Annotated in this window: 18 protein-coding genes, 1 other RNA gene and 1 pseudogene; 8 read left to right on the top strand and 12 right to left on the bottom strand. The window is 39.6% G+C overall.

From position 1 onward, the window contains the following. The first annotated feature begins 172 nt into the window (after positions 1-172). Positions 173-631, top strand: coding sequence for a chemotaxis protein CheX (locus CSV74_RS02735; protein WP_029052990.1), 459 nt, complete (start codon positions 173-175; stop codon positions 629-631). A 59-nt stretch (positions 632-690) separates the two neighbouring features. Here CSV74_RS02735 and CSV74_RS02730 read toward each other — a convergent pair whose 3' ends face one another. From CSV74_RS02730 to rnpB, 3 genes are all read right to left on the bottom strand, one after another. After that, the gene (locus CSV74_RS02730) at positions 691-2,592 is read right to left on the bottom strand and encodes an ATP-dependent DNA helicase (protein WP_099690474.1); all 1,902 of its coding nucleotides are present in this window, start codon (positions 2,590-2,592) and stop codon (positions 691-693) included. Positions 2,593-2,654: 62 nt separating this feature from the next. Beyond that, complete coding sequence (locus tag CSV74_RS02725; RefSeq protein ID WP_029052992.1) at positions 2,655-3,782, bottom strand: THUMP domain-containing class I SAM-dependent RNA methyltransferase; 1,128 nt, start codon at positions 3,780-3,782, stop codon at positions 2,655-2,657. A gap of 141 nt (positions 3,783-3,923) precedes the next feature. Continuing rightward, an RNA gene (gene rnpB / locus CSV74_RS02720) (RNase P RNA component class B) lies at positions 3,924-4,299 on the bottom strand. A gap of 559 nt (positions 4,300-4,858) precedes the next feature. On the opposite strand from rnpB, the gene CSV74_RS02715 reads away from it, so the two are divergent. After that, positions 4,859-7,123 (top strand): ATP-binding cassette domain-containing protein, encoded by a 2,265-nt coding sequence (locus CSV74_RS02715; RefSeq protein WP_099690473.1) that lies wholly within the window; start codon positions 4,859-4,861, stop codon positions 7,121-7,123. A gap of 43 nt (positions 7,124-7,166) precedes the next feature. Next, a complete protein-coding gene (locus CSV74_RS02710; protein WP_233190746.1) occupies positions 7,167-7,835 on the top strand; it encodes a DNA-3-methyladenine glycosylase family protein in 669 nt (222 codons plus the stop codon). Positions 7,836-7,893: 58 nt separating this feature from the next. On the opposite strand, the gene gpsB is transcribed toward CSV74_RS02710, so the two are convergent. The 3 genes from gpsB to CSV74_RS02695 all read right to left on the bottom strand — a co-directional run bounded on the left by gpsB (position 7,894) and on the right by CSV74_RS02695 (position 10,048). Beyond that, complete coding sequence (gene gpsB, locus CSV74_RS02705) at positions 7,894-8,193, bottom strand: cell division regulator GpsB (RefSeq protein WP_029052994.1); 300 nt, start codon at positions 8,191-8,193, stop codon at positions 7,894-7,896. A 77-nt stretch (positions 8,194-8,270) separates the two neighbouring features. Continuing rightward, entirely contained in the window at positions 8,271-9,545 is a 1,275-nt protein-coding gene (locus CSV74_RS02700; protein WP_099690471.1) for a ribonuclease H-like domain-containing protein, read from the bottom strand. A gap of 281 nt (positions 9,546-9,826) precedes the next feature. Further along, positions 9,827-10,048, bottom strand: a complete 222-nt coding sequence (locus tag CSV74_RS02695; RefSeq protein WP_099690470.1) for a transcriptional regulator — start codon at positions 10,046-10,048, stop codon at positions 9,827-9,829. A 126-nt stretch (positions 10,049-10,174) separates the two neighbouring features. Here CSV74_RS02695 and CSV74_RS02690 point away from each other — a divergent pair, with 126 nt between their 5' ends. Continuing rightward, entirely contained in the window at positions 10,175-10,621 is a 447-nt protein-coding gene (locus tag CSV74_RS02690; protein ID WP_099690469.1) for a DUF4385 domain-containing protein, read from the top strand. Positions 10,622-10,668: 47 nt separating this feature from the next. Here CSV74_RS02690 and CSV74_RS02685 read toward each other — a convergent pair whose 3' ends face one another. After that, positions 10,669-11,958, bottom strand: coding sequence for a DUF2254 domain-containing protein (locus CSV74_RS02685; protein ID WP_099690468.1), 1,290 nt, complete (start codon positions 11,956-11,958; stop codon positions 10,669-10,671). 184 nt (positions 11,959-12,142) lie between these two features. Here CSV74_RS02685 and CSV74_RS02680 point away from each other — a divergent pair, with 184 nt between their 5' ends. Together CSV74_RS02680 and CSV74_RS02675 are read left to right on the top strand one after the other, a co-directional pair. Continuing rightward, the gene (locus CSV74_RS02680; protein WP_099628153.1) at positions 12,143-12,346 is read left to right on the top strand and encodes a helix-turn-helix transcriptional regulator; all 204 of its coding nucleotides are present in this window, start codon (positions 12,143-12,145) and stop codon (positions 12,344-12,346) included. Beyond that, positions 12,346-13,026: a DUF3169 family protein gene (locus tag CSV74_RS02675; RefSeq protein WP_099690467.1), complete on the top strand. Its 681-nt coding sequence runs from the start codon at positions 12,346-12,348 to the stop codon at positions 13,024-13,026. Before CSV74_RS02680 ends, CSV74_RS02675 begins: the two co-directional genes overlap by 1 nt. 73 nt (positions 13,027-13,099) lie before the next feature. On the opposite strand, the gene CSV74_RS02670 is transcribed toward CSV74_RS02675, so the two are convergent. Then, positions 13,100-13,468 carry a DUF488 domain-containing protein gene (locus CSV74_RS02670; protein WP_099690466.1) on the bottom strand — a complete coding sequence of 123 codons (369 nt, stop codon included), beginning with the start codon at positions 13,466-13,468 and terminating at the stop codon, positions 13,100-13,102. Between the two features lie 231 nt (positions 13,469-13,699). After that, positions 13,700-14,053, bottom strand: a complete 354-nt coding sequence (locus tag CSV74_RS02665; RefSeq protein WP_099690465.1) for a hypothetical protein — start codon at positions 14,051-14,053, stop codon at positions 13,700-13,702. Between the two features lie 316 nt (positions 14,054-14,369). On the opposite strand from CSV74_RS02665, the pseudogene CSV74_RS17100 reads away from it, so the two are divergent. Next, positions 14,370-14,969, top strand: a pseudogene (locus CSV74_RS17100) (TMEM175 family protein). Between the two features lie 75 nt (positions 14,970-15,044). Continuing rightward, on the top strand, positions 15,045-15,593 hold the full coding sequence (locus CSV74_RS02655; protein ID WP_158231733.1) for a hypothetical protein: 549 nt from the start codon (positions 15,045-15,047) through the stop codon (positions 15,591-15,593). Between the two features lie 200 nt (positions 15,594-15,793). On the opposite strand, the gene CSV74_RS02650 is transcribed toward CSV74_RS02655, so the two are convergent. The 3 genes from CSV74_RS02650 to CSV74_RS02640 all read right to left on the bottom strand — a co-directional run bounded on the left by CSV74_RS02650 (position 15,794) and on the right by CSV74_RS02640 (position 20,523). Further along, positions 15,794-17,095 (bottom strand): alpha/beta hydrolase, encoded by a 1,302-nt coding sequence (locus tag CSV74_RS02650; RefSeq protein ID WP_099690463.1) that lies wholly within the window; start codon positions 17,093-17,095, stop codon positions 15,794-15,796. A gap of 325 nt (positions 17,096-17,420) precedes the next feature. Then, positions 17,421-17,603: a hypothetical protein gene (locus tag CSV74_RS02645; protein WP_029053005.1), complete on the bottom strand. Its 183-nt coding sequence runs from the start codon at positions 17,601-17,603 to the stop codon at positions 17,421-17,423. Positions 17,604-18,327: 724 nt separating this feature from the next. Then, on the bottom strand, positions 18,328-20,523 hold the full coding sequence (locus tag CSV74_RS02640) for a 5'-nucleotidase C-terminal domain-containing protein (RefSeq protein ID WP_158231732.1): 2,196 nt from the start codon (positions 20,521-20,523) through the stop codon (positions 18,328-18,330). Positions 20,524-20,672 lie beyond the last annotated feature (149 nt).

Below are 20,672 nucleotides of genomic sequence, written 5' to 3'. Positions count from 1 at the left end.
TAATGGAGAAAGCATTATACATCTATTCTCTAGGTAATTATGTTAGCCAATTTTGAAGATTTTGATTGAACAGTGACAGTTTAACTATTCACCGAAAATTTAACTAGTCTTTTGGACATGTTTGGTGATATGATTGAACTAACAACTTGTTCGTGAAAGGGTGTTCCTTTAGATGGATACAGCAACAAATGTACAAAAAGTGTTAAATGCAACGATCGCTTCCCTTACTACTGTAGTTCCATTAAAATTCCAAGTACTTTCTCCTGCCCTTATACAGCAACCGTATGAACAACGTGAAATCAGTGTATTGATCGGTCTAATTGGAAATATTAAAGGTCGTTTAATTGTAGAGCCTACACATTCCATTATCAGTGAAATTGGTCTAGCTATGTTCGGTATGCAAATTGAAGGAGAAATGGCTGAGTCATTCACTGGAGAACTTGGAAATATGATTGCAGGAAATCTTTGTACGGTATTGGAAAAAGATGATTTGACGTTAGATATTTCGCCGCCCACGGTCATGACAGGGCAAACTAAATTTTATGGCTTTAAGCAAGCATTTAAAATTCCTGTGAAATTTGAAGATGGCCAGACATTAAATTTATTGCTCACCATTGACGAAGAACGATAACAGGCAAAAAGCGTGTAGATGTCGGAATTCCGACGTCTGCACGCTTTTATCTATCCTGATCATGAGAATGGCACAGGCAGCACACGTTCAATCACCGGCAATAATTCTTTATTCTCCGGTTTTACAAATAGATGAATCGAACCGTAATCATTGCTCGTTCGAATTAATCGACCAATTCCTTGTCGCAAACGCAACAGCATAAAGGGTAATTCCACTTCATCAAATGGATCTTCGGCATATTCTCTTCTAGCTTGGAATAATGGATCATGCGGTGGAAACGGCAAATCGAAGATGATGACACGGGTCAACGCTTCATTTGGCAAATCCAGACCTTCCCACAAATGATACGAGAAGAAGACATGTACTTTACGCTGCTGGAAATCTTTTACCAATGATGATAAGGAACGTTCCCCTTCATACGTCACCATGACGCTTTGTTCAAGCGGTAATTGATCGTATGCTTCCATCATGGATTGCTTGGAATTGAACAATACCAATGTCTGTTCCTCTTGTTCCAATAACGTGGAAAGGCGTGCGATGTTCTCATTCGTATTTCCTTGTTCCAAATGAATTTTCATGACATTTTCATAGTCGAATGGCGATGCGATAGAGAATGATTGATAATCTATAATACCTAAACTGTACGCCAAGTAATCAAATGATTTTTCAACTGACAATGTAGCAGATGAGAAAATAATTGGCATAGTTCCTGTAAATAATTTCTCTTTCAAAATGGACGTTACAAGTCTTGGCATAATGAGCAACGTACTTTCTTCGCGACGATTTTCAAGCCAATCTACCGCGTCGTTGTCGCCTGCAAATAGCTCCATTGAATATATATACTGCTCCAAATATTCTTCGACAATTTTTAAGTCATATTCAGGAATTACATATAATTCGCCTTCAAAAACAAATTCTTCAAGAAGCTCATTGGATAATGAGACGGCTGTTTTAGCAAGCTTCATCATATCTTGATTCTTTTCGATAGTGAGCCGTTCATTGTCATTTTGCGTAGCATTACTTTTCAACTGTTTGAAAAACAGTTCATGTGTCTCGAGTAATTGCTCCATTAACTGCAATGTCTTCTCTCGGATGCCATCTACCATAATACGTTCAAGCAAGTTGATAATCGTTTGTTCTTGCACCTCATATGTCAACGCACGCTGAGCGGAATACTCAAGTAAATGTCCTTCATCAAAGACGACCATCGATACTTCAGGTAATAAAGGCAATTGCCCTTGTCTAACACGGGATTCTTTCGTCCACAAATGCTCCATATAGAAGTCATGTGAGCAAATGATCAAGTCTGCAGCTTCACGATAATGATTACGATGAATCGTTTGTCCGCAACGGTTACGAATATCACAAGCCGCACATTGCATGATCGGGTGGTAATTGATCATTTCCCACTCATTGTCAGCCAAATATGGATAATCTGAACGCTCGCCATAAGGATATACCGATTGCAATGAACGCTCCGCATGCACAAACTCTGGTAATTGATCTTCGACTAAATCGACAAAGTCTTCGTTCGTCTTCATGCTCGTTTCTTCCAGACGTTTTAGACAAATATACTGATTTCGTGCTTTCGCTAAACGGACGTCCACTGTCATATTAAGTGCCGTACTCAATTTCTGAATATCGCCTTCTTCTTTGATCAATTGATCGATCAGTGTTTCATCTGCACAGGAAATTACCGCTGGTTTACCTGTATAACGTGCATACGCAATAGCCGGCAATAAGTACGCAATCGTTTTTCCCGTACCTACTCCTGCTTCTGCAAGCAAGACGTTTTTTTCTTTCAGCGCTTTTTCTATTTGAAATGCCATATAAATTTGCTCATCACGGCATTCGAATCCTTTTTCTGTTAAATCATCATATAACGTATCCCCGAGCCAATCGTTGAGAGATTCATAAAATGTTTGACCTTTATCCAACTCAAATGGAATTTTTGTACTCATAGTAACTCCTCCTGAATGCAAGCGAAAGGAAGAGGGATCTTCTCCTCTTCCTGCCCGTCTAATTATGAACGCTGTCCCCAGAACTGATATAAATCAGTACGGATAAAGCCGTTGAATAGTTTACGTTTTTTTGTTGCACGTTTGCCGTACATCGTTTCATAGTTTTCAAGTGAAGATAAAATATATACGGACCATGATGGATATTGTTTCATAATCTCACCAAGTACCTCTGCAATATCTTCTGCTTCTTCCACTTCACCAAGTCGTTCACCGTATGGCGGATTGGCGATCAAAACTCCATTTTGTCCTTCAAGTCTCAAATCACGCACGTCTCGCTGTTCGAATGAAATCAAATCTGTAAACCCGGCTTCCATAGCATTTCGCTGTGCCACAGAAACGATATTGTGATCTACATCAAATCCGCGAATATCGAGTTCTAAATCATACTTCGCAACGTCTTCTACTTCTTCGCGAACACGATCCCATACATCCGCTTTCATCCAAGGCCATTCTTCACTTAAGAATGAACGATTATAACCTGGCGCTAAATTTTGTCCAATCATCGCTGCTTCAATAGCAATCGTACCTGAACCACAGAATGGATCTACAAATGGACGGTTCGGATTCCACTTAGAAAGTTTCACGAGTGCAGCTGCCATCGTTTCTTTTAGTGGCGCATCCCCTTGAGCCATTCGATAGCCGCGCTTATGCAAGCCTTGGCCACTGGAATCTATTGTCAAAATTACTTGATCTTTTACTATAGATACTTCTAATTTGAAAAGCGGACCAGATTCACTTAAGAATCCAGTGCGTTTATATGCGCTATTCAATCGTTCCACAATCGCTTTTTTCACGATGGCCTGACAGTCTGGTACGCTAAATAATTTTGACTTGACGGATTTACCTGAAACCGGGAACGCGGCATCAACCGGCAAGAACTCTTCCCATGGCAAAGCTTTCGTACGTTCGAATAATTCATCAAACGTAAAGGCTTTAAATTCGCCCACAATAATTCGTACACGGTCACCCACGCGCAACCACATATTCGCTCGAGCGATTGCTTCCTCGTCACCCGTAAAATAGACTTTTCCGTTCTCTGTCTGGCAGTCATAGCCAAGATCTTTTATTTCAGACGCAACGATGGATTCAAGTCCCATCGCAGCGGTTGCTACTAATTTGTATTCACTCATGTTTCAACACTCCATTCTTTGCTTCTGGTCAATATGTTTCTTCCGTCATCGGAAAAGTATATGTATACGTTCGTTTCTATAAAAAGAAAAACTCTCCCAAAACTGTAGGAGAGCTAATTGTAAGGTAAATGCCATAGAATATTCTGTAAGCCATGTTTTGTTCTTCGGTACTCAAACGGCTCGCGCCTCGTACTTGAAGTGGTAATCATCTATCTACAGACAATTGCCTGTTCCTTCCTCCATTGAATTCTTTCGGAAGAACGCCCCTACCATAATTTGGGTTTCTCACTCGTGGGGTTTACCCGTTCCACTCGACATGTTTCCATGCCGACTACGTCACTGTGGCACTTTCAGAGAATCTAGTCCATATCCGAAGACTTAGGAGTTATTCTCGCCATCAATGCAGATGCATTGCCCCGGCTTATTTTTTCACCGAGCACGAACACTACGGTCATCTCAGATCCGTGTGAGCATGGACTTTCCTCTACAACCGAAGTTGCAGCGATTACCTGAATACTCTCTATGGCACTCCTGAGTATACACCAAATCAATTCGTTATACAATGGATACGATTGGAATGAGTTAAATTAAATGTTCGGAGTGAAATGGAGAGTGGTTTGGGATGGTTACATATAGATTACTTATTGGTAGTAGTAAGTGACTCACTGTTGTCTTAGAACTTTTTTGAGTTTGAGAGCAGATTGAGTTCGAAATCTGGTGTAGATATAGTGTGGATTGAGCGGTTGGATATAGTTGATGAGCGGTTAGAGTTTGATATAGAGCGGATACAAGTGAGGTATGAGCGCTTATTGCAAATTAAGAGCGGTTGAAGTGAAAGTATGAGCGCTTAAGCGAATTAATGAGCGCAGACGAGTTCGCTTACTTTAATTCATCACCTTTCCAACTAAAAACAACACAAAGTTGATCGGATAGCATAAGCGGAACGTTGGGAGTAGCTATTTGCACTGCAACCTGTCTCTCCCCATCCATTTTCCTAAATTACATAGTGTAACTTCTGTAAAACAGGGAAATCACCTAGCAAGACTACTATTTACTGTTTGAAGGAGCGCTATTATATGAAGGAAATCAAAGATGAGATTGTTTTGCGTGGACTACGAGAAAACAATTTGAAGGATATAGATTTAAATTTGCCAAAGGAAGAGATTACGGTGTTTACTGGCTTGTCAGGATCGGGCAAGAGTTCGGTCGTGTTTGACACGTTGGCGACGGAAAGTAGACGGCAGATGACGTTGAATTATCCGCTTTATGTACGTAATCAAATGCCTCGTTATGAACGACCACGTGCTGATTTAATGCAGCATTTGAGCCCAGTTATTGTGGTAGAGCAAAAGCCGGTTGGAGGTAATACTCGCTCGACGGTTGGGACATATATGGACATTCATCCATTGATTCGTCTATTGTTCTCGCGCATCGGTACGCCAGCAATTGGCTCAGCTACTGATTTCTCCAGTCAAAGTTCCTTTGGTAAATGTCCAGAATGTAATGGGTTCGGTGAAGTAGTGTACCCTGATTTGCATAAAATTATAGACATGGATAAGTCACTTCGAGAGTACGCTGTAAAGTTTAAGCCATTGTCCCCTTCCGGCTGGCAAGGTAGATGGATGATGACAGGCGGATTATTCGACCCCGATTTACCAATTAAAGACTACCCGCAAGATCAGTATAATTTATTGATCTATGGACCACCTAAAGGAGAAAGAGTATTTGCGCCATTCCATACGAAAGATGGCCCACATGATCATGAGTGGGATGGTTTGTTACCTAGATTTGTACGTCTATATATTAATCGAGATATTACGAAACTCAAACAAACGTCACAAGAAGATGTACTGGCTGTATCGACACATACATTATGTCCTACTTGTGATGGTTCAGGATTAAATCCAGAAGTATTGAAGTGTAAAATCAACGGTTTTAATATTGCTGAATACGATAAATTGGAACTGACAGAGCTTCTGCCAGAACTTAAAAACATACGAGATCCTTTAGGTGAGTCTATTGCGCAACAGGCGATTCCCAATGTACAGCAATTGATTGACTTAGGACTTGGCTATTTAAGCTTGTCACGAAAAATGGGAACTCTTTCTGGTGGAGAAGCGCAACGAGTAAAAATCGCACGACATTTAGGAAGCAGCTTAAACAATATCAGTTATATTTTTGATGAGCCAAGTGCAGGTCTTCATCCAGAGGAAGTAGATATGTTAATTCAGATGCTCAAAAGTCTGAAAGCTAACCATAATACCGTCATTGTTATTGAACACGATTTATCGGTTATAAAGGTAGCGGATGAAATTGTGGAAATGGGTCCTGGTGCAGGTGCAGCAGGCGGTGAAATCGTTTATCAAGGGAAACCTGATGGATTAAAGAATGCTTCTGCATTAACAAAACTGGATCACAAATTAGAAATCAATCAGCACCCACGTCAGTCAAACGATCATTTTGTCGTTACTAGGGCGAATAATAATAACCTCAAGGATGTATCAATTGATATTCCTCAAAACGTTCTCGTTTCTGTATGTGGCGTATCTGGTTCAGGTAAAAGTTCTCTCTTGTTTGAAGCGTTCTCGGCAAAATATCCCGATATAATTAAAGTAAGCCAAGGCCGAATTGGAATTTCTAGCCGCTCGACGCTAGCTACGTATATGGGAATTATGGATGATATTCGGCAGATCTTGGCGAAAGAAACAGGACAACCAGCTGGGTTATTTAGTTTTAATTCGTTAGGGGCTTGCCCAGTATGTGATGGGAAAGGAGTCACCACTCCAGATGTGGCATTTGCGGATCCGGTAACCGTTGTATGTGAAGCTTGTGGCGGATTGCGCTATTCGGATGAGGCTCTTTCCTATGTGTACCGCGGGAAAAACATCGCACAAATCTTAGAGTTGACAGTAGACGAAGCGAAAGAATATTTTGTTATGCCTAAGATATTAAAAAGGATGGATATGCTCGATGAAGTCGGTTTAAATTATCTCACGTTAGGACAAACAACGAGTTCATTGAGCGGCGGGGAAATACAGCGACTTAAACTGGCGAGCCACTTGCAGAATGAAGGACAAATCTATCTATTAGACGAACCTTCATTAGGATTGCATATGAGTGATAATGGTAAGCTACTTGAATTGTTCCAGAAACTTGTAAACAAAGGGAATTCGGTCATAATCATTGAGCATAATCTAGATTTCATTGCAGCTAGTGACTGGGTAATCGAGCTTGGTCCAGGTGGCGGAAAACGCGGTGGAACCGTTATGTTTGAAGGAACACCGCAAGAGATGCTGTCTGCTGATACATTGACAGCAAAATGGTTGAAGGATGGTGTCTGACTAACTCCCCCCAACTTGAAGACTAGAGGTGAGCGACTTGGAAATGCTTCATATAACTACACAGGATCCAGCAGTTCAATCTATTTGCGCAAAAGATCCAAAACTTAAGCAATTAATTTCACTGATTGGCGATATTGACATACCTTTACGAACAGATTATTTATCGTCTATTGTTCGATCCATGATTGGTCAACAGATTTCAGTAAATGCAGCTAGCGCGATCTATGCTCGTTTACTCGATTTGCTTGGAGGGCATATAACGGTTGACGGGTTGATTATGACGTCAAAGGAAGAGTTGAGAGAAGTAGGCTTGACTATGAGAAAGGCCGAATATGTCAAGGACCTTGCGGATAAAATAGTGAATCGTGATCTTGATCTTCACCATATCGCGGCGTATGATGATGACGCGATTCTCCAACAATTAATCCATGTCAAAGGCATTGGTAAATGGACAGCAGAAATGTTTTTGATTTTATCACTCGGCCGTCCAGACGTGCTAGCTGTAGACGACGTAGGAATCCAGCGAGCTGCACAGTGGCTGTATGGAGTGGAAAAGTCAGAACGGCGTCAGCTACTCATTGAAAAATCACCGCTTTGGGCACCTGAACGTTCCATTGCGTCCCATTATTTATGGGAAGCCATTCATGTAGGCTTTGTTCAGGATTTTAAATCGCTAGAGGAATTAATCGAAATGAGAAATAAACGTAAGTAAATCGAAAAAGAACCGCCACATCCTTACTGTGGCGGTTCTTCTATTTCAAGTTAACATTTTACTCTTCAGGCTGAACCAGTTTGTCACCAAAAACTTCTCTTTCAAGGTTCGCGATGCGCTGAATGATATCAATATTCGTCGTCTGAGGAGCTGGTGTTTGAGAGCGTCTTTGGGAAGAATTCACTTCCGATTTCAATCTCGTGTTCTCTTCTTGTAAACGAGCAATTTCTTTTTTAAATGTTTCATAGTCTTGAATGACATCATCCAAAAACCAGTCCACTTCTTCTTGTTTATACCCGCGAATAGCTTGCTTAAATTCTTTTTCTAAAATCGTTTTCGTATCCAGCTTTAATTCCATGACAAAACGTCCTTCCGTCTGTGATTCCATAAGGCCATTATAGCATATGTTGTCATTCCTTGTCTTACTGAAAAAGACTATTGTTCTTCTTGTGGCGCTTCTTGCGCTTGCCCAGGAAATAGTTTTCTATTCACTCGCAATTCTCGCTTTGCTAAAGACTTCTTCATCCGATTACTGAAACGTAATGTAAATTCATCGGATTGCTGCACTAGTTGATTCGCACTTAGTATGTGCTCATATGCTAGCGAGTAATCCTTTACTTGGTGTTCATATAATTTTGCTAGTTCCTCGTAAGCTAGTACCTGTTCCCTGCCAGTACCGTACGTTGCGACGATTTCAAATGATTGAATGGCTCGATCGATTTCTTTATGGCGCTTTAGTAAAAAACCTAAATGAAAATGCGTCATAGGATAACTCGTCCCGTACTCTTCCGCAATTCGTTGAAGTTCCGTATAACTATGATCTTTCAAACCAAGATCTTGGAACCATTTGGCGATATTCGTTGCGATTTGAGCATTTTGCTGACTAGCTTCTTCCATGACAATATCAGTGGATAGACTAAACAGAGTCACAAGCGATAGGATATCCCATTCATTATGCCACATGACTTTCATTAAAATTTCTGCACGGCCATTTTTCACCGCATCTTGATAAATAATAGGTGCCATATGGCCAGGTATATCGTCTTTCCGGTGAAAGCCTAGCTGCGTTCGCTCTACTTCAGTCAACTTGAATGATTCCATCTGCCCTTTCCAAATTCGGCGCGATCCATGTAACAAATCGATTTGATGCGGGACAGGCAGTGGAGGCAACAGTTTCCGATGCAAAGACCAACGTGTTTGGAGTTGAGGGAAATCAAAGCTTTTCCCGTTATATGTGACGAGTGTAAGTCCTTCTTTCCATAATCCTGACGCATAAAGAAATGCAGCTTCATGATCTGGATTCGGCAACACGTACTGAGTCATGACGAATTCATCGGACTTTAATTCCAACAGTCCAATGAGAAAAATAACAGCTCCAGCGCCTTTCAAACCTGTTGTCTCCGTATCGAAAAATAGAAGCTTACCAGCATTTGGGGCTAATGGATGCATATAATCAGCTTCGGACCATTTCATTAGCTTTTGCTTCACATCTCCCAAACGAAAATCACCGTGCATTGTATCAAGCGGATAATGAATCACACGCTTATAGACAACACCAAATTCATTTTCAATTTTCTCCATGCCTGTTGTCAACCAGCGTTTTTCATAGCTTGGTGCTGGCGGAATATTGAAAGTCTCTTCCACTTCTTTCACAACTGTCGTCTTTTTCAACAGCGACTTCATCGCCATCAGTTTCTGCTCATATGACATGACGATTCAACTCATCTATCTGTTCCCCTATTTGTTGGCTATCCACTATATGTTGAACCCCTTGTCTATAGAACCAATGAACATTCACGTTCGGTACATCCTGGTCTATCATAATATCACCTCAGAAATGATCGTAATGCTCTAAATTATACATGATAAATCTCGTTTTATATGAAATTTGATTTTCTTACGTTTCATTACTTCATACCTCAAATAACTTAAAAAGCGATGTATCCTACGAAACAGGACAAATCGCTTGAGTTCTTTCTATATGAATTCGATTAAACTATAACCGCTTCTTTTACTATTACAGGAACAACTGCTAGTACATGATCAATTAGGAAAGTTCGTTTAGAATTACGCAAAAAACAGTACGCTGTAAATGTTTTGCCATGTATATTCAGTACACGGATTTTTCGTTTGCTAATGGAACCTTCTTTCGCTTCATACATCACTTCAAGAATATCACCGTATCGTAATGCCTTTTCTAATGAACACCGCACACTCGTTCCCTCCCTTTGTTTCAGTATAAGGAATGTACGTTCTGTTGTAAAGTATTTTATATAAATGATTCTCGCGTTTTTCACCATTCTATCCAGGGTACTATAGAAGAAAAAGGATGTGAGTAAATGCCTTTCGATTATGATTTGGATTACAGTACGTTAGACTTACGCAAAAACCCCGAATTATATAAAGTAGGAAAAGGTGAACAAGGCGTGTTATTAGTTGAGCCTTACAAAAGTGAAATTTTGCCTCATTGGCGTTTTAAAACACCTGAAATTGCGAAAGAGTCTGCCGATCAAATTTGTGAGCTATTTGAAGAATATCGAAAGCAAGATGACTTTGTTGGCATGGACATGGCACGTAAATTCATTCAAATGGGCTATACGCGCGCTCGTCGTTATGCGAATCATAAAAGTGGACGGAAATATAATGAAGACGGGACAATAAAGGAACGCGATATGGATCCTATTAAGGCAGAGTCTGCAAAAATTTTCAAAGAACGATGGGATGCAATTCGTGAAGATGAAGATTATATTAAGCGAAAAAAAGCACATCAGAAAGCATATGGATAATGCTCCGTAAAAAGCAGTGAATGCCTAACAGACATTCACTGCTTTATTTACTTTGTTAGTTCGTGGAGTACTTGACGTTTCTCTAGCAACCTGGAGTGATCTAAGGGTTCGAGTACTGAATGAGTGAAATGGTTCCACGCATAATTGGTCATTAGCTGAACAAGATTTTTCGTCTTTTCATCTTCCGAATTTCGGGCAATATACTGAAGGGCGTCCAATATAGCATTGAGAATACTTGCATCTTCTTTACCGTAATAACTAATTTGGCTGAACGCTGCATAGAAATAGTCTTCCGAACTTGGATACACTGTCACTACACACGGTTTGTTTTCCTTCGTATATGTCACCGCGATTCCTCCTGGTAACAGAGTAGCACGCTGCAACACTTCCCCTAACGAATGAATACAACGGATAGCAGTATGAGGGTCATTGATTCCCGGAGACAGCGCACGCAATGCGATTTCCACAATTTTTTCGATACCATACTCTACATCTTGTAAAATCGAGCGTTCTTCACCTAATACGAAATGCGTTGAAAGATTGTCAGTAGAAAGTTCTTTCTGAGAATACACGATAGCCATACTCGTATGCGTTCCACAAAATGCGCCAATTGGCTTTACCACATCTACGATCGATTGATGATCAATCGCCCATTTCGTCAATTTCTCATACTCGATATATTGTATGTAGCCAAAGTTTTCACTCTTTACTTCCGTAACAAACGGAAAATTTTGCGCAAAGAAAGGTTTTTCATCGTTCCAGACGACGCGATTTTCTTTCATTCCATTATTTTCACTGTTTAACGAAGTGAGTACATCATCGGTTAATTCACGAATAAGTCGACTTACTTGAACCGAAGTTCCGACGTTATGTATGAAAAATGCGAAGAATGCTAAACAGATCACTGCAAGCGCGACGCCAACAGAAGCAGAAATCACTTCATGATTGATGGATGCTTTACGCATGAAGAGTAACGATAATATGGTATAAACAAAGCCCCCCATAAAGATTCCTAACACACGCTGAGTAGATGGTTTGTTCAAGAAATTCTGAAGTGCTCGTGGTGAAAATTGTGAAGAGTACATCGTCAACACGACCATGATCGTTGAGAACGTAACGGTTGTCATGGTGAGCAATGCGCCTGATAACGTACCTAAAATCGTTTGTGCTAAATCCACTGTCGTTCTAAAGTAGCTAGGTATATATTCTTTCAGATCGTTATTATATTTTGTGTCGACTAATACTGTAGCAAGCGCAAAAATAGATGCAAGAATCGTATACACGCTTGGAATAAACCAAATGCTTTCACGCATCTTCAATAGTACACGTTTGAACATGGGCCTCTTCCCTCATTCCTTGTATCAAAATGAAACCTCTATTTACTATACCCTGTATAGCTGATTAAAAACCGCAATGAATACGTTGTAAACAGCATGAAAAGACTTGTAAAATAGTCAAAATGACAATTATATTTGTCATAATGGCTAAAACACGTTACAATACAATGAAGAGGTGAAGCTGATGCGGACAAGATTAAAAGAATTACGAGCGCGTGACGGGCTCAATCAAACGGAACTGGCCAAGCGGGCAAAAGTATCCAGGCAAACGATTAGCTTAATTGAAAGGGAAGAATTTGTGCCTTCCTTGCTGATAGCGAAACGGATTGCACATATTTTTGATGAAACAATTGAAAGTATTTTTATTTTTGATGAGGAGGAACTATAATGAGAATGATTATTTGGACACTAGTCGGTGCTGTAGTCGGATTCTTTGGTATGTATGCTGCGTTATCTATTGATTTTAAAGCAGGCTTTTTGCCCATTGGATTTGAATTAAATATAGTGTTAATCGCCATCACTTTACTGCTCTTTGTCTTCATTGCGGTCAGTTCTGCGCAAATGAAAAAGAAAGCTGGTCTTACACTGACGGGTGTTGACGAAGACGAACGGGATATGTGGCAATATAAAAAATTCAGTGACCTGAACTTATGTAATACGATCGCACTGATTGTAAGTATTGTAGCAATAGGTGTCGCGATCATCACCGATCAGCCGGCATGGTTATTACTGACTTCCGGCGGGATTCTCCTTCTATCTATTGTGTCTTCCATGTTGGTACCCGGTTTGATGAAAGCCGTTTATCCTGACCGTGAGCTACCATCAGCTTCCGAAAAAAACTTTGCCAAGAAGCTGCTAGACGCTTCAGATGAAGGCGAGAGATTCGTTATGCTTCAAGGCTATTATAAAACGTTTAACACGATGAATCTGTCATTGATTATCGCATTGATGTTATTTATTCTGTACTCCGTAGGCACAGGTGACTCCCAGTTATTCTCTATTTTCATTGTAGGTCTCATACTGATTGTAACGAATGCACAGTATTTGCTAACCATTCGAAATAAATGATAAGTAGATCAATAGAATTATAATCGCTGTTCAAGTACTTGTTGCTTTGAACAGCGATTTTTGTATTCACTCATCACACTTGCTGACGATCCAAGATTTCTTTTAAGACTACAGCTTGATTATTTTTTTCATCCTTTGCTCCAAACACGAGCGTTAAATTTTTCTTATGTTCTATCGTCCAGTCTTTCAACTTCTCTAACTCATCTTGCTGTTCTTCATTGTTCTCTAACTCTTCTTTGTACTGATCCTTGAATTGATCAAATTTATCGGGATCATGATCAAACCATTGACGAAGTTCTTTGCTTGGTCCGATTTCTTTTAACCATTCATCCACTTGTGCATCTTCCTTACTCATTCCATGTGGCCATACACGATCAACAAGAACTCGCATTCCCTCTGCTTTCTTTGCTTCTTCATAAACTCGTTTAATCTGAACTGGCATATATATATCCTCCTATTCGTCTCTCTTATTTCATGTACTCTAATTTCTACGCAGTAACATGTTATTTGTTCGATTAAGTGGTACATAAAAAATGCAACGTCGAGATTCATCTCGACAATATCTTTATTCTTCATTTAATTAAAGTACATTGGTTATTGGCTTGCCTAGTATGGATCACTCCATTTGACCATTTCGAGTACATCCGTTGTTTCTATTTGTGCCGCAATCGTTTCAATTTGAAACGTCCAGCGTACCATTTTGTGTTAGGAAGATCGGTTTCGTATAATCGACGCGATACCATTTCGTTCTATCAATTTTCATTTTATTATACGAAGAATTAGAGATTAGATACCCTTGGGATTCTAAACTGTAAATAGTACGTCGAATTTTATTGAGTGACCAAAATGGGATTTCCTCTTTCCAATCTTCATACGTTTTGTACACCCATGTATATCCATCGCGTTTGTTTGTTGATATGAGTGAACGATAATGCAGATGCTGCAGTAAAAAAGCTTCGTTAAATCCAATCTCCATAACTATAGTCGTTTGCACTGTAAAAGATGGTTCATCGAGTAATAAATACATAATATTTCCTCCTAATGGCATCGAATGTAGAAGATCTATTTTCATCTCCTCACATGCTATATAGAGGCATAATGTAGAAAGGATACACTATTAAAAAATATTTTTACTAAAAAAGAGCGGGAACGTGTAAATGTAATGGGTTCGGTTGATCGGGTGAAAACACGAAAACGCATTCTAGTAAAAAACTAAAATAACATATGAATCATACTCGTATTGACGATTGAAAAAACGAGAAGAAAATGAGTGACAGAGGTGCGATACAAAAAAATAACGTGATGATTGTTTGAAAGGGAGCAAATTTGTGAATAGAAAGAAGATGGAAAAAAAAGAGTGTCACTACATGAGAACAAGTCGTATGGAAGCATTTAGTGATGGTGTACTAGCGATCATCATTACGATCATGGTTTTAGAGCTGAAGCCACCAACCTCCATTGATAAAGAAGCATTCCTCATACTCATACCGACCATCGTCAGTTATATGTTAAGTTTCGTTTATGTAGGAATTTGTTGAAACAACCACCATCATTTAGTTCATAAATTAATACGTTTGAACGGACGTGTACTGTGGAGTAATTTGCATTGGTTATTTTGGATGTCGCTCATTCCGTTTTCGACCGCTTGGGTAGGAATGAATCTGTTAGAAGCGGTACCAACATTATTTTATGGTGTGATTCTTTTCCTGTGTGCGGTGTCGTACTTATTCTTACAAAAACAAGTCGTTCAATGCGAAGGGATAGAATCAGATTTAGCGAAAGAAATAGGTTTTGATTGGAAAGGTAAAGTGTCCATGCTACTTTATGTCACTGGGGTAGTATTTGCATTTTGGATACCGACTGTTTCGTATATTTTGTATTTAGTCGTTGCGATTATTTGGTTCATCCCAGATAAACGAATCGAAAAAACATTTGTACAGTAACCAAAAACTTGACGTATGTAACTTTTATTCCACATAAACGGTCTAATCGAAAACAGGTAGAGAAGAGGAATGCATTTGAATAAGAAAAAGATTTCACTGTCACTAATTTTCTTATTACTAGTTGCCTTGAACATGAACCCTGTTCCTATTTCAGCTTGTTCGTGTGAAATGCCTCCAACTGCAGACGTAGCATTAAACAATGCAGATGCAGTTTTTAGTGGAGAAGTCGTTAGCATTAACGAGCATACAAAAGAAAGTGGATACGTTGTAAAGTTTAATGTACAACGAGAATGGAAAGGTTTAGATACGAAGGCTGTATCGATATACACAGCAAGTGATTCAGCAGCATGTGGTGTCAACTTTAGCATAGGAGAAGAATATCTCGTTTATGCGCATCGATATGAGGAAACAAGTGACGCGATGTTAACTACGACATTATGTGATCGTACTGCTAGTGTAGCAAATATATCTGATGATCTTGCCTTAATTGGTAAAGGTGACATTCCAATAAAAATCGAAGCAAACGATGAACCTAGGAACAACAACATTTATTACTTCGGAATCTTGACAATTATCTTGACTGGAAGTTTATTCATATGGAGATACACTAAAAAACCGACTTAATTATCATCTCCCTGCCATTCAAACGATTCCACTTATACGAATAAAATGAGTGACAGGGATGCGATACAGTACGGACTTGCCAATAATAAAAGAAGGCGTTCGTTGACTTTTAATAAGTGTCCTTATACACCTAATGACCCCGTCAACGATTACCTATAAACTACTTACAAAAGTAAATCGTAGAGATTTTTCACCTTGAATTACAACCCCTTTATAAACCCAACGATTCCCTCCATCAACCATTGTGCTAATGGTAAATCTGGATTACTGTAGGTCGCAATATTCCCTTCGCGATCTTCGGGTGATTCTTTCAAGATATGATTCATTTTGTCCACAATAAGTAGCTTAGCGTCTTTTTTCGCACCATGTAACATTTCCGCATCCTTCACGGGTACTTGGATGTCGCGATTACCATTCACTAAAAGGACTGGGACCTGTACCTTTTTCAACCGTTCAGTCGGATCAAAATCCAACCATGAAATCATATAAGGTTGAACGGATGGCCGGAAAAGGCTATGTAACTCTGCGCTGACGGTTTCTACTTGTTCACCTGCTTTTAACGCTTCTAAAATCGCTTTGGATTCTTCAAATAGATTAACTGGTAGCTGTTCCTTTAGTTGTTCTAAAAGGACTTGATCAATCGATCGACCTGCTCCTGCAATGGAAATAAACGCATCCGCATCCGCTTGTTCAGTAGCCACCATGCCGATTAATGATCCTTCGCTATGACCGATGATGCCGACCATTGAAAAACGTGAATCCGTTTTAGCGAATTGAACCCATGCTGCAGCATCGTCAATATAATGATCGAACCGCAAATCATCTTCTTTGCCGGATAATCCCATATTCATACCGACTCCACGCTTGTCATAGCGAATACTCGCCACGCCTTCCGCTGCTAAATTTTCTGCGAGCATTTTCAAACTATTATTTTTCCCTGGTAACCCTAGGGAATTGCCATCATGATCTGTAGAACCAGATCCTGCAATAATGACCATGAGTGGGAAAGGGCCTTCACCATTTGGTAGTTCCAACAGGCCATCCATTGATCCATTTTCTACTGCAACTTGTACAACATCCCCTGTTTCAACGACTTCCTCTGGACTCCCTTTGGTTAATTCAAAAGGGAAGGATTGACCTTGTTGCGTAAATGTTCCAGTGATGTTGTCTTGGGCTACTTCTCCATCGAAGGTAATACGTTGTCCTTGAAGATTCATCTCGAAAAATACGTCGGTATCATGTAACGTCACGTTTGTTAGTGTGTAATCACGTAATCCTTGTGAGGGAATGCTTATCGTGCCACTTATCTTATTGAATGACAGAATAATAGGCAGTGGTTGATTTGGAACCAAAATAGAACCATTCCATTTACCTTCAATTGTCGCCAATGAACTCACCTCTTCTGCATTATTTTCTGGCTCTTCTTCTTTTTTCTTGCTACAGCCTACAATAACTAGCAAGATACTCGTCAATAAACAAAAATAAATTCCCGATTTCTTCATATAAAACACTCCTACACCTGTTATATGTGAAGTATAACAGATGTAAGAATAAAGAGTTTTGAGTGTTAACTTTGTTATTCGTTTCAAGGAAAGGTTCTTAATACCTAGCATCTTTTCATCAGAATTAATGAGTTTTCTGGACATCTATGTAAATTCTTCACCCAACCTACTATGAGGCGTGAAGCAAAATAAGATAGTGTATGGTTCATATTCACCTTTCCTCCCCTAAAGCCGTTGCAACAAAATGAGCCCGATTGCTTAACAGGCGCAAATCCCTGTTCAAGAATTTCACCCTTTTGATGGGAGGAGTGAAAAGAGTTACAATTCACTTCCGAAATTTACTTGGGTCTTCAATCCTTGTAGATATAACCTCTCCACAATTTAGGCAGAAGGTCAATATTTTATTCGATCCCATTGATAACTTTTTATCTAGTGGCTTAACTGCCATAAAATCCGTACCTTCACTAAATTCAGTACCGTTACATTTCGGACATACATTTTTATTCATTCATAACATCTCCCTTATATGTAAATATACAACCGAGCTCATTCAACCAATCCAGAGTGCAACTCTAATGCAGGAAACGCGCTCGTTATTTAATCGAATACCTAAAGCAAAACTCATTACTTTTATGCAGAATTCCTTTATTTAATTAGTAAATCTGAAACTACAAATGATACTACCGGAACTAATGGCAACAAAATCAGCCAATTTCTGAAACCAAAATAAAGTAAGGGCGCAATAAAAGCAATAACGCCAAAAAATATAGTTAATCTGGATTTTCTCTTGAACCCGAGAAGAAGAAAGATAAGTGATATAAAAATTAGTACTCCCAAGAAAACATGTAACAAAACATCCACCCTTTTCGCCTTTTGGTTCAGTTTGTTGAATAAACCGTCCTCTTATAATCTACTTTATCATAAATTACTTTATTCCCTTCAACGTTTTCAATTATTTCAGAACTATTAAAAGAACATCATTCCAACCGTCAATTAACAAGCTGATCAGCAGCACAATTAACAAAGACATATAAACTTATATACCCTTGTTAATTTTTATGTTAATCGCGGTACCGATTTATCAATATGTGCATCAAAGTGTTAATGCTACGACAAAAAAAGGACGCCCATTCATGTGCGAATTGGCGTCCCCATTGGCTATGCTTTTTATGTTTTCTCCCCATGTCCCGAACCTATACGTTTAACTTCTACCTCTTTTTAATGACAATACATTACGTATTCAAATCGATAATTCGACCTTCAATTTCAGGCTTAACTGTTCCAAGTTTGATCATGTGATCACGCAAGTTCACCCAATCGTCCAAACCAAGATCAGTTACTCGGCCGTTTTCATAGGCTTCTCCAAGCACTTCAAAACCATCTCCGCCTCTTGCAGTAAAGGCGTTTGTCGTAATCACGTATTCTTTATCCATTTCTACGTCTACGAACTCGTTATTCACTTTTACTTGCATAGTCTGAATGCGTTGGCCTACTTCTTTACTGCTATCGAATGTTATTTTCATTCCTGACATATGCAAGAAACCGCCTTCTTCATTAGGTGAGTTTCGCACACTATGCTCAAGCGTATTTTTAATTTCTTCACCCGTGAGCGTAACAAGAGATAATGTATTTCCGAATGGCAGTACTTCAATTACTGCTCCGACCGTGACTTGTCCTTTATCCAAATGGTTACGGATTCCCCCACCGTTTTGCAGAGCAATTACGGTGTTCGGATCGTATTCTTTTGCTTTTTCCAGCATTCCATCCGTTATTAAGTTACCTAGTGCTGTTTCATCCGCACGGACACTTTCTGTGGGATTCTCTTCTCCACGACTTCTTGGGTTCGGTAGATCCACTTCTAACGTTGCGCCAATTTCTTTACCAAACGTTTCATCGATTTTTCCAGAATATTTCAGAAGTGCTTCCGCTGCTTCTGCGTCATTCACTTTGTCTTTTAAGCTGATTAATTCGCCAGCATGTCCTGTTATGACACCTTGCTTATCAAATTCTACGTCTAACGTTCCGAGATGAGTCAAGTATTGATCAGCTTGAACTATGACTGTAGGATCTTTGCTTTCTCCACTTGCATTTTTGTCGACAATGACCGGTTCTGACAGTTTCGTATGTGAATGCCCGCCGACGATAATATCGATGCCTTCAACGGCTTGAGCTAGAAGCAAATCATTTCCTACAGATGGATCACTATCGAATCCAAGATGATTTATCGAAATAATTTTATTGACTTCTTGGCTCTCAAAGTAGGCTACGGCTTTTTCAGCTGACTCTTTATAATCCAAAAACTCTACTGCTCCTGGACTAGCGACAAACGCCGTGCTTTCAGTCGTCAATCCGAAGATTCCAACCTTTTCTCCATTCACTTCTTTGATCAAGCCTTTATGAATTTCTCCCAATGCCGGCGTGCTCGTAAATTCTGTTTCGCTTACTAGGTTTTTCAGAGCTGGGTCTTTAGAGAAATCAATGTTCGCGCCGATTACAGGGAAATTAGCACCTTTCACAAAATTCGCCAGTGATTGGTGACCATTTATACTGTCTCCTAAATCAAATTCATGATTACCAAATACCATTGCATCCAGACCCATTAAGTTCATCAGTTCTAGATCAGCTTGTCCTTCAAACTCTGAGAAATATAATGTTCCCGAGAAAACATCTCCTCCGTGGAGAAGCAAAGCGTCCGGTTTTTCATTTCGAACTTCTTTAATAGCAGTAACAGCTTTCGGCATTTCCGCAACGCGCGCATGCGTGTCATTCATATGCATTAACGATAATGTGAAATCACCTTGCTGTAGCTGATTGGCACGATGGATGAATGAGGAGAATGCGCCTCGTGTGACAGGCTCATTCGGTCTAAAATCACTCAGTTGATCCGTTAAACCAAGATTCGCAAGGATTTGCACACCTCTTCTGTGTGACTCTCCTACATTCGATAAGTTAATTTCCACTTTCTTGCCTGTATCGTATTTCTCAAGATCCAATGCATTCACTAGTACGTTTGCCATTTGCTGACGTGTCAGGGCGGCTGTTGGTTTGAAATTCCCATTTGAGTCCCCTTTAAATACATTGGCATTCGCTAGAGTTGCCATTTCTTTCGCATAGAAACTGTCTGCTGAAATATCCTTAAACTTTTTTAATACATCCGCCACATTAGTTGGTTCTTCAAAGTCCCCTAACTTTGCCAAAATTAACGCTGCGTGACGACGCTCAATTGAATGCCCAGGCTTGAACTGATTTTCAGAATAGCCACGAATGATATGTTGGTCCGTCAAAGCTTTAATGGCTTCATAATGGGTATTGTCCTTTGAAACATCGGTATACCACTGCTCTGTCGCACTGACAGAGGCCCCCGCCAATACAATCGCGCTAGCGACAGCAAATGTCGCTCCAAACCTATGCACTATTCTTTTATTCATCTTTTTACCCCCCACTGTAATAGTCTGATAGTTGTACATATTCATACTACCAGAATATACACCCATTTTAATAGAGTGTCAGTATTTTTTTGGAAGTTTTCAATGAACGTACTTGCTATTTTATTTTTACCCATAAAAAAAACGAGTCG

This window comes from Sporosarcina sp. P19, from assembly GCF_002743165.1.
GTDB lineage: Bacteria > Bacillota > Bacilli > Bacillales_A > Planococcaceae > Sporosarcina > Sporosarcina ureae.
Note: the sequence above shows the minus strand (reverse complement) of the source record. Positions and strands in the feature narration are given on the sequence as shown.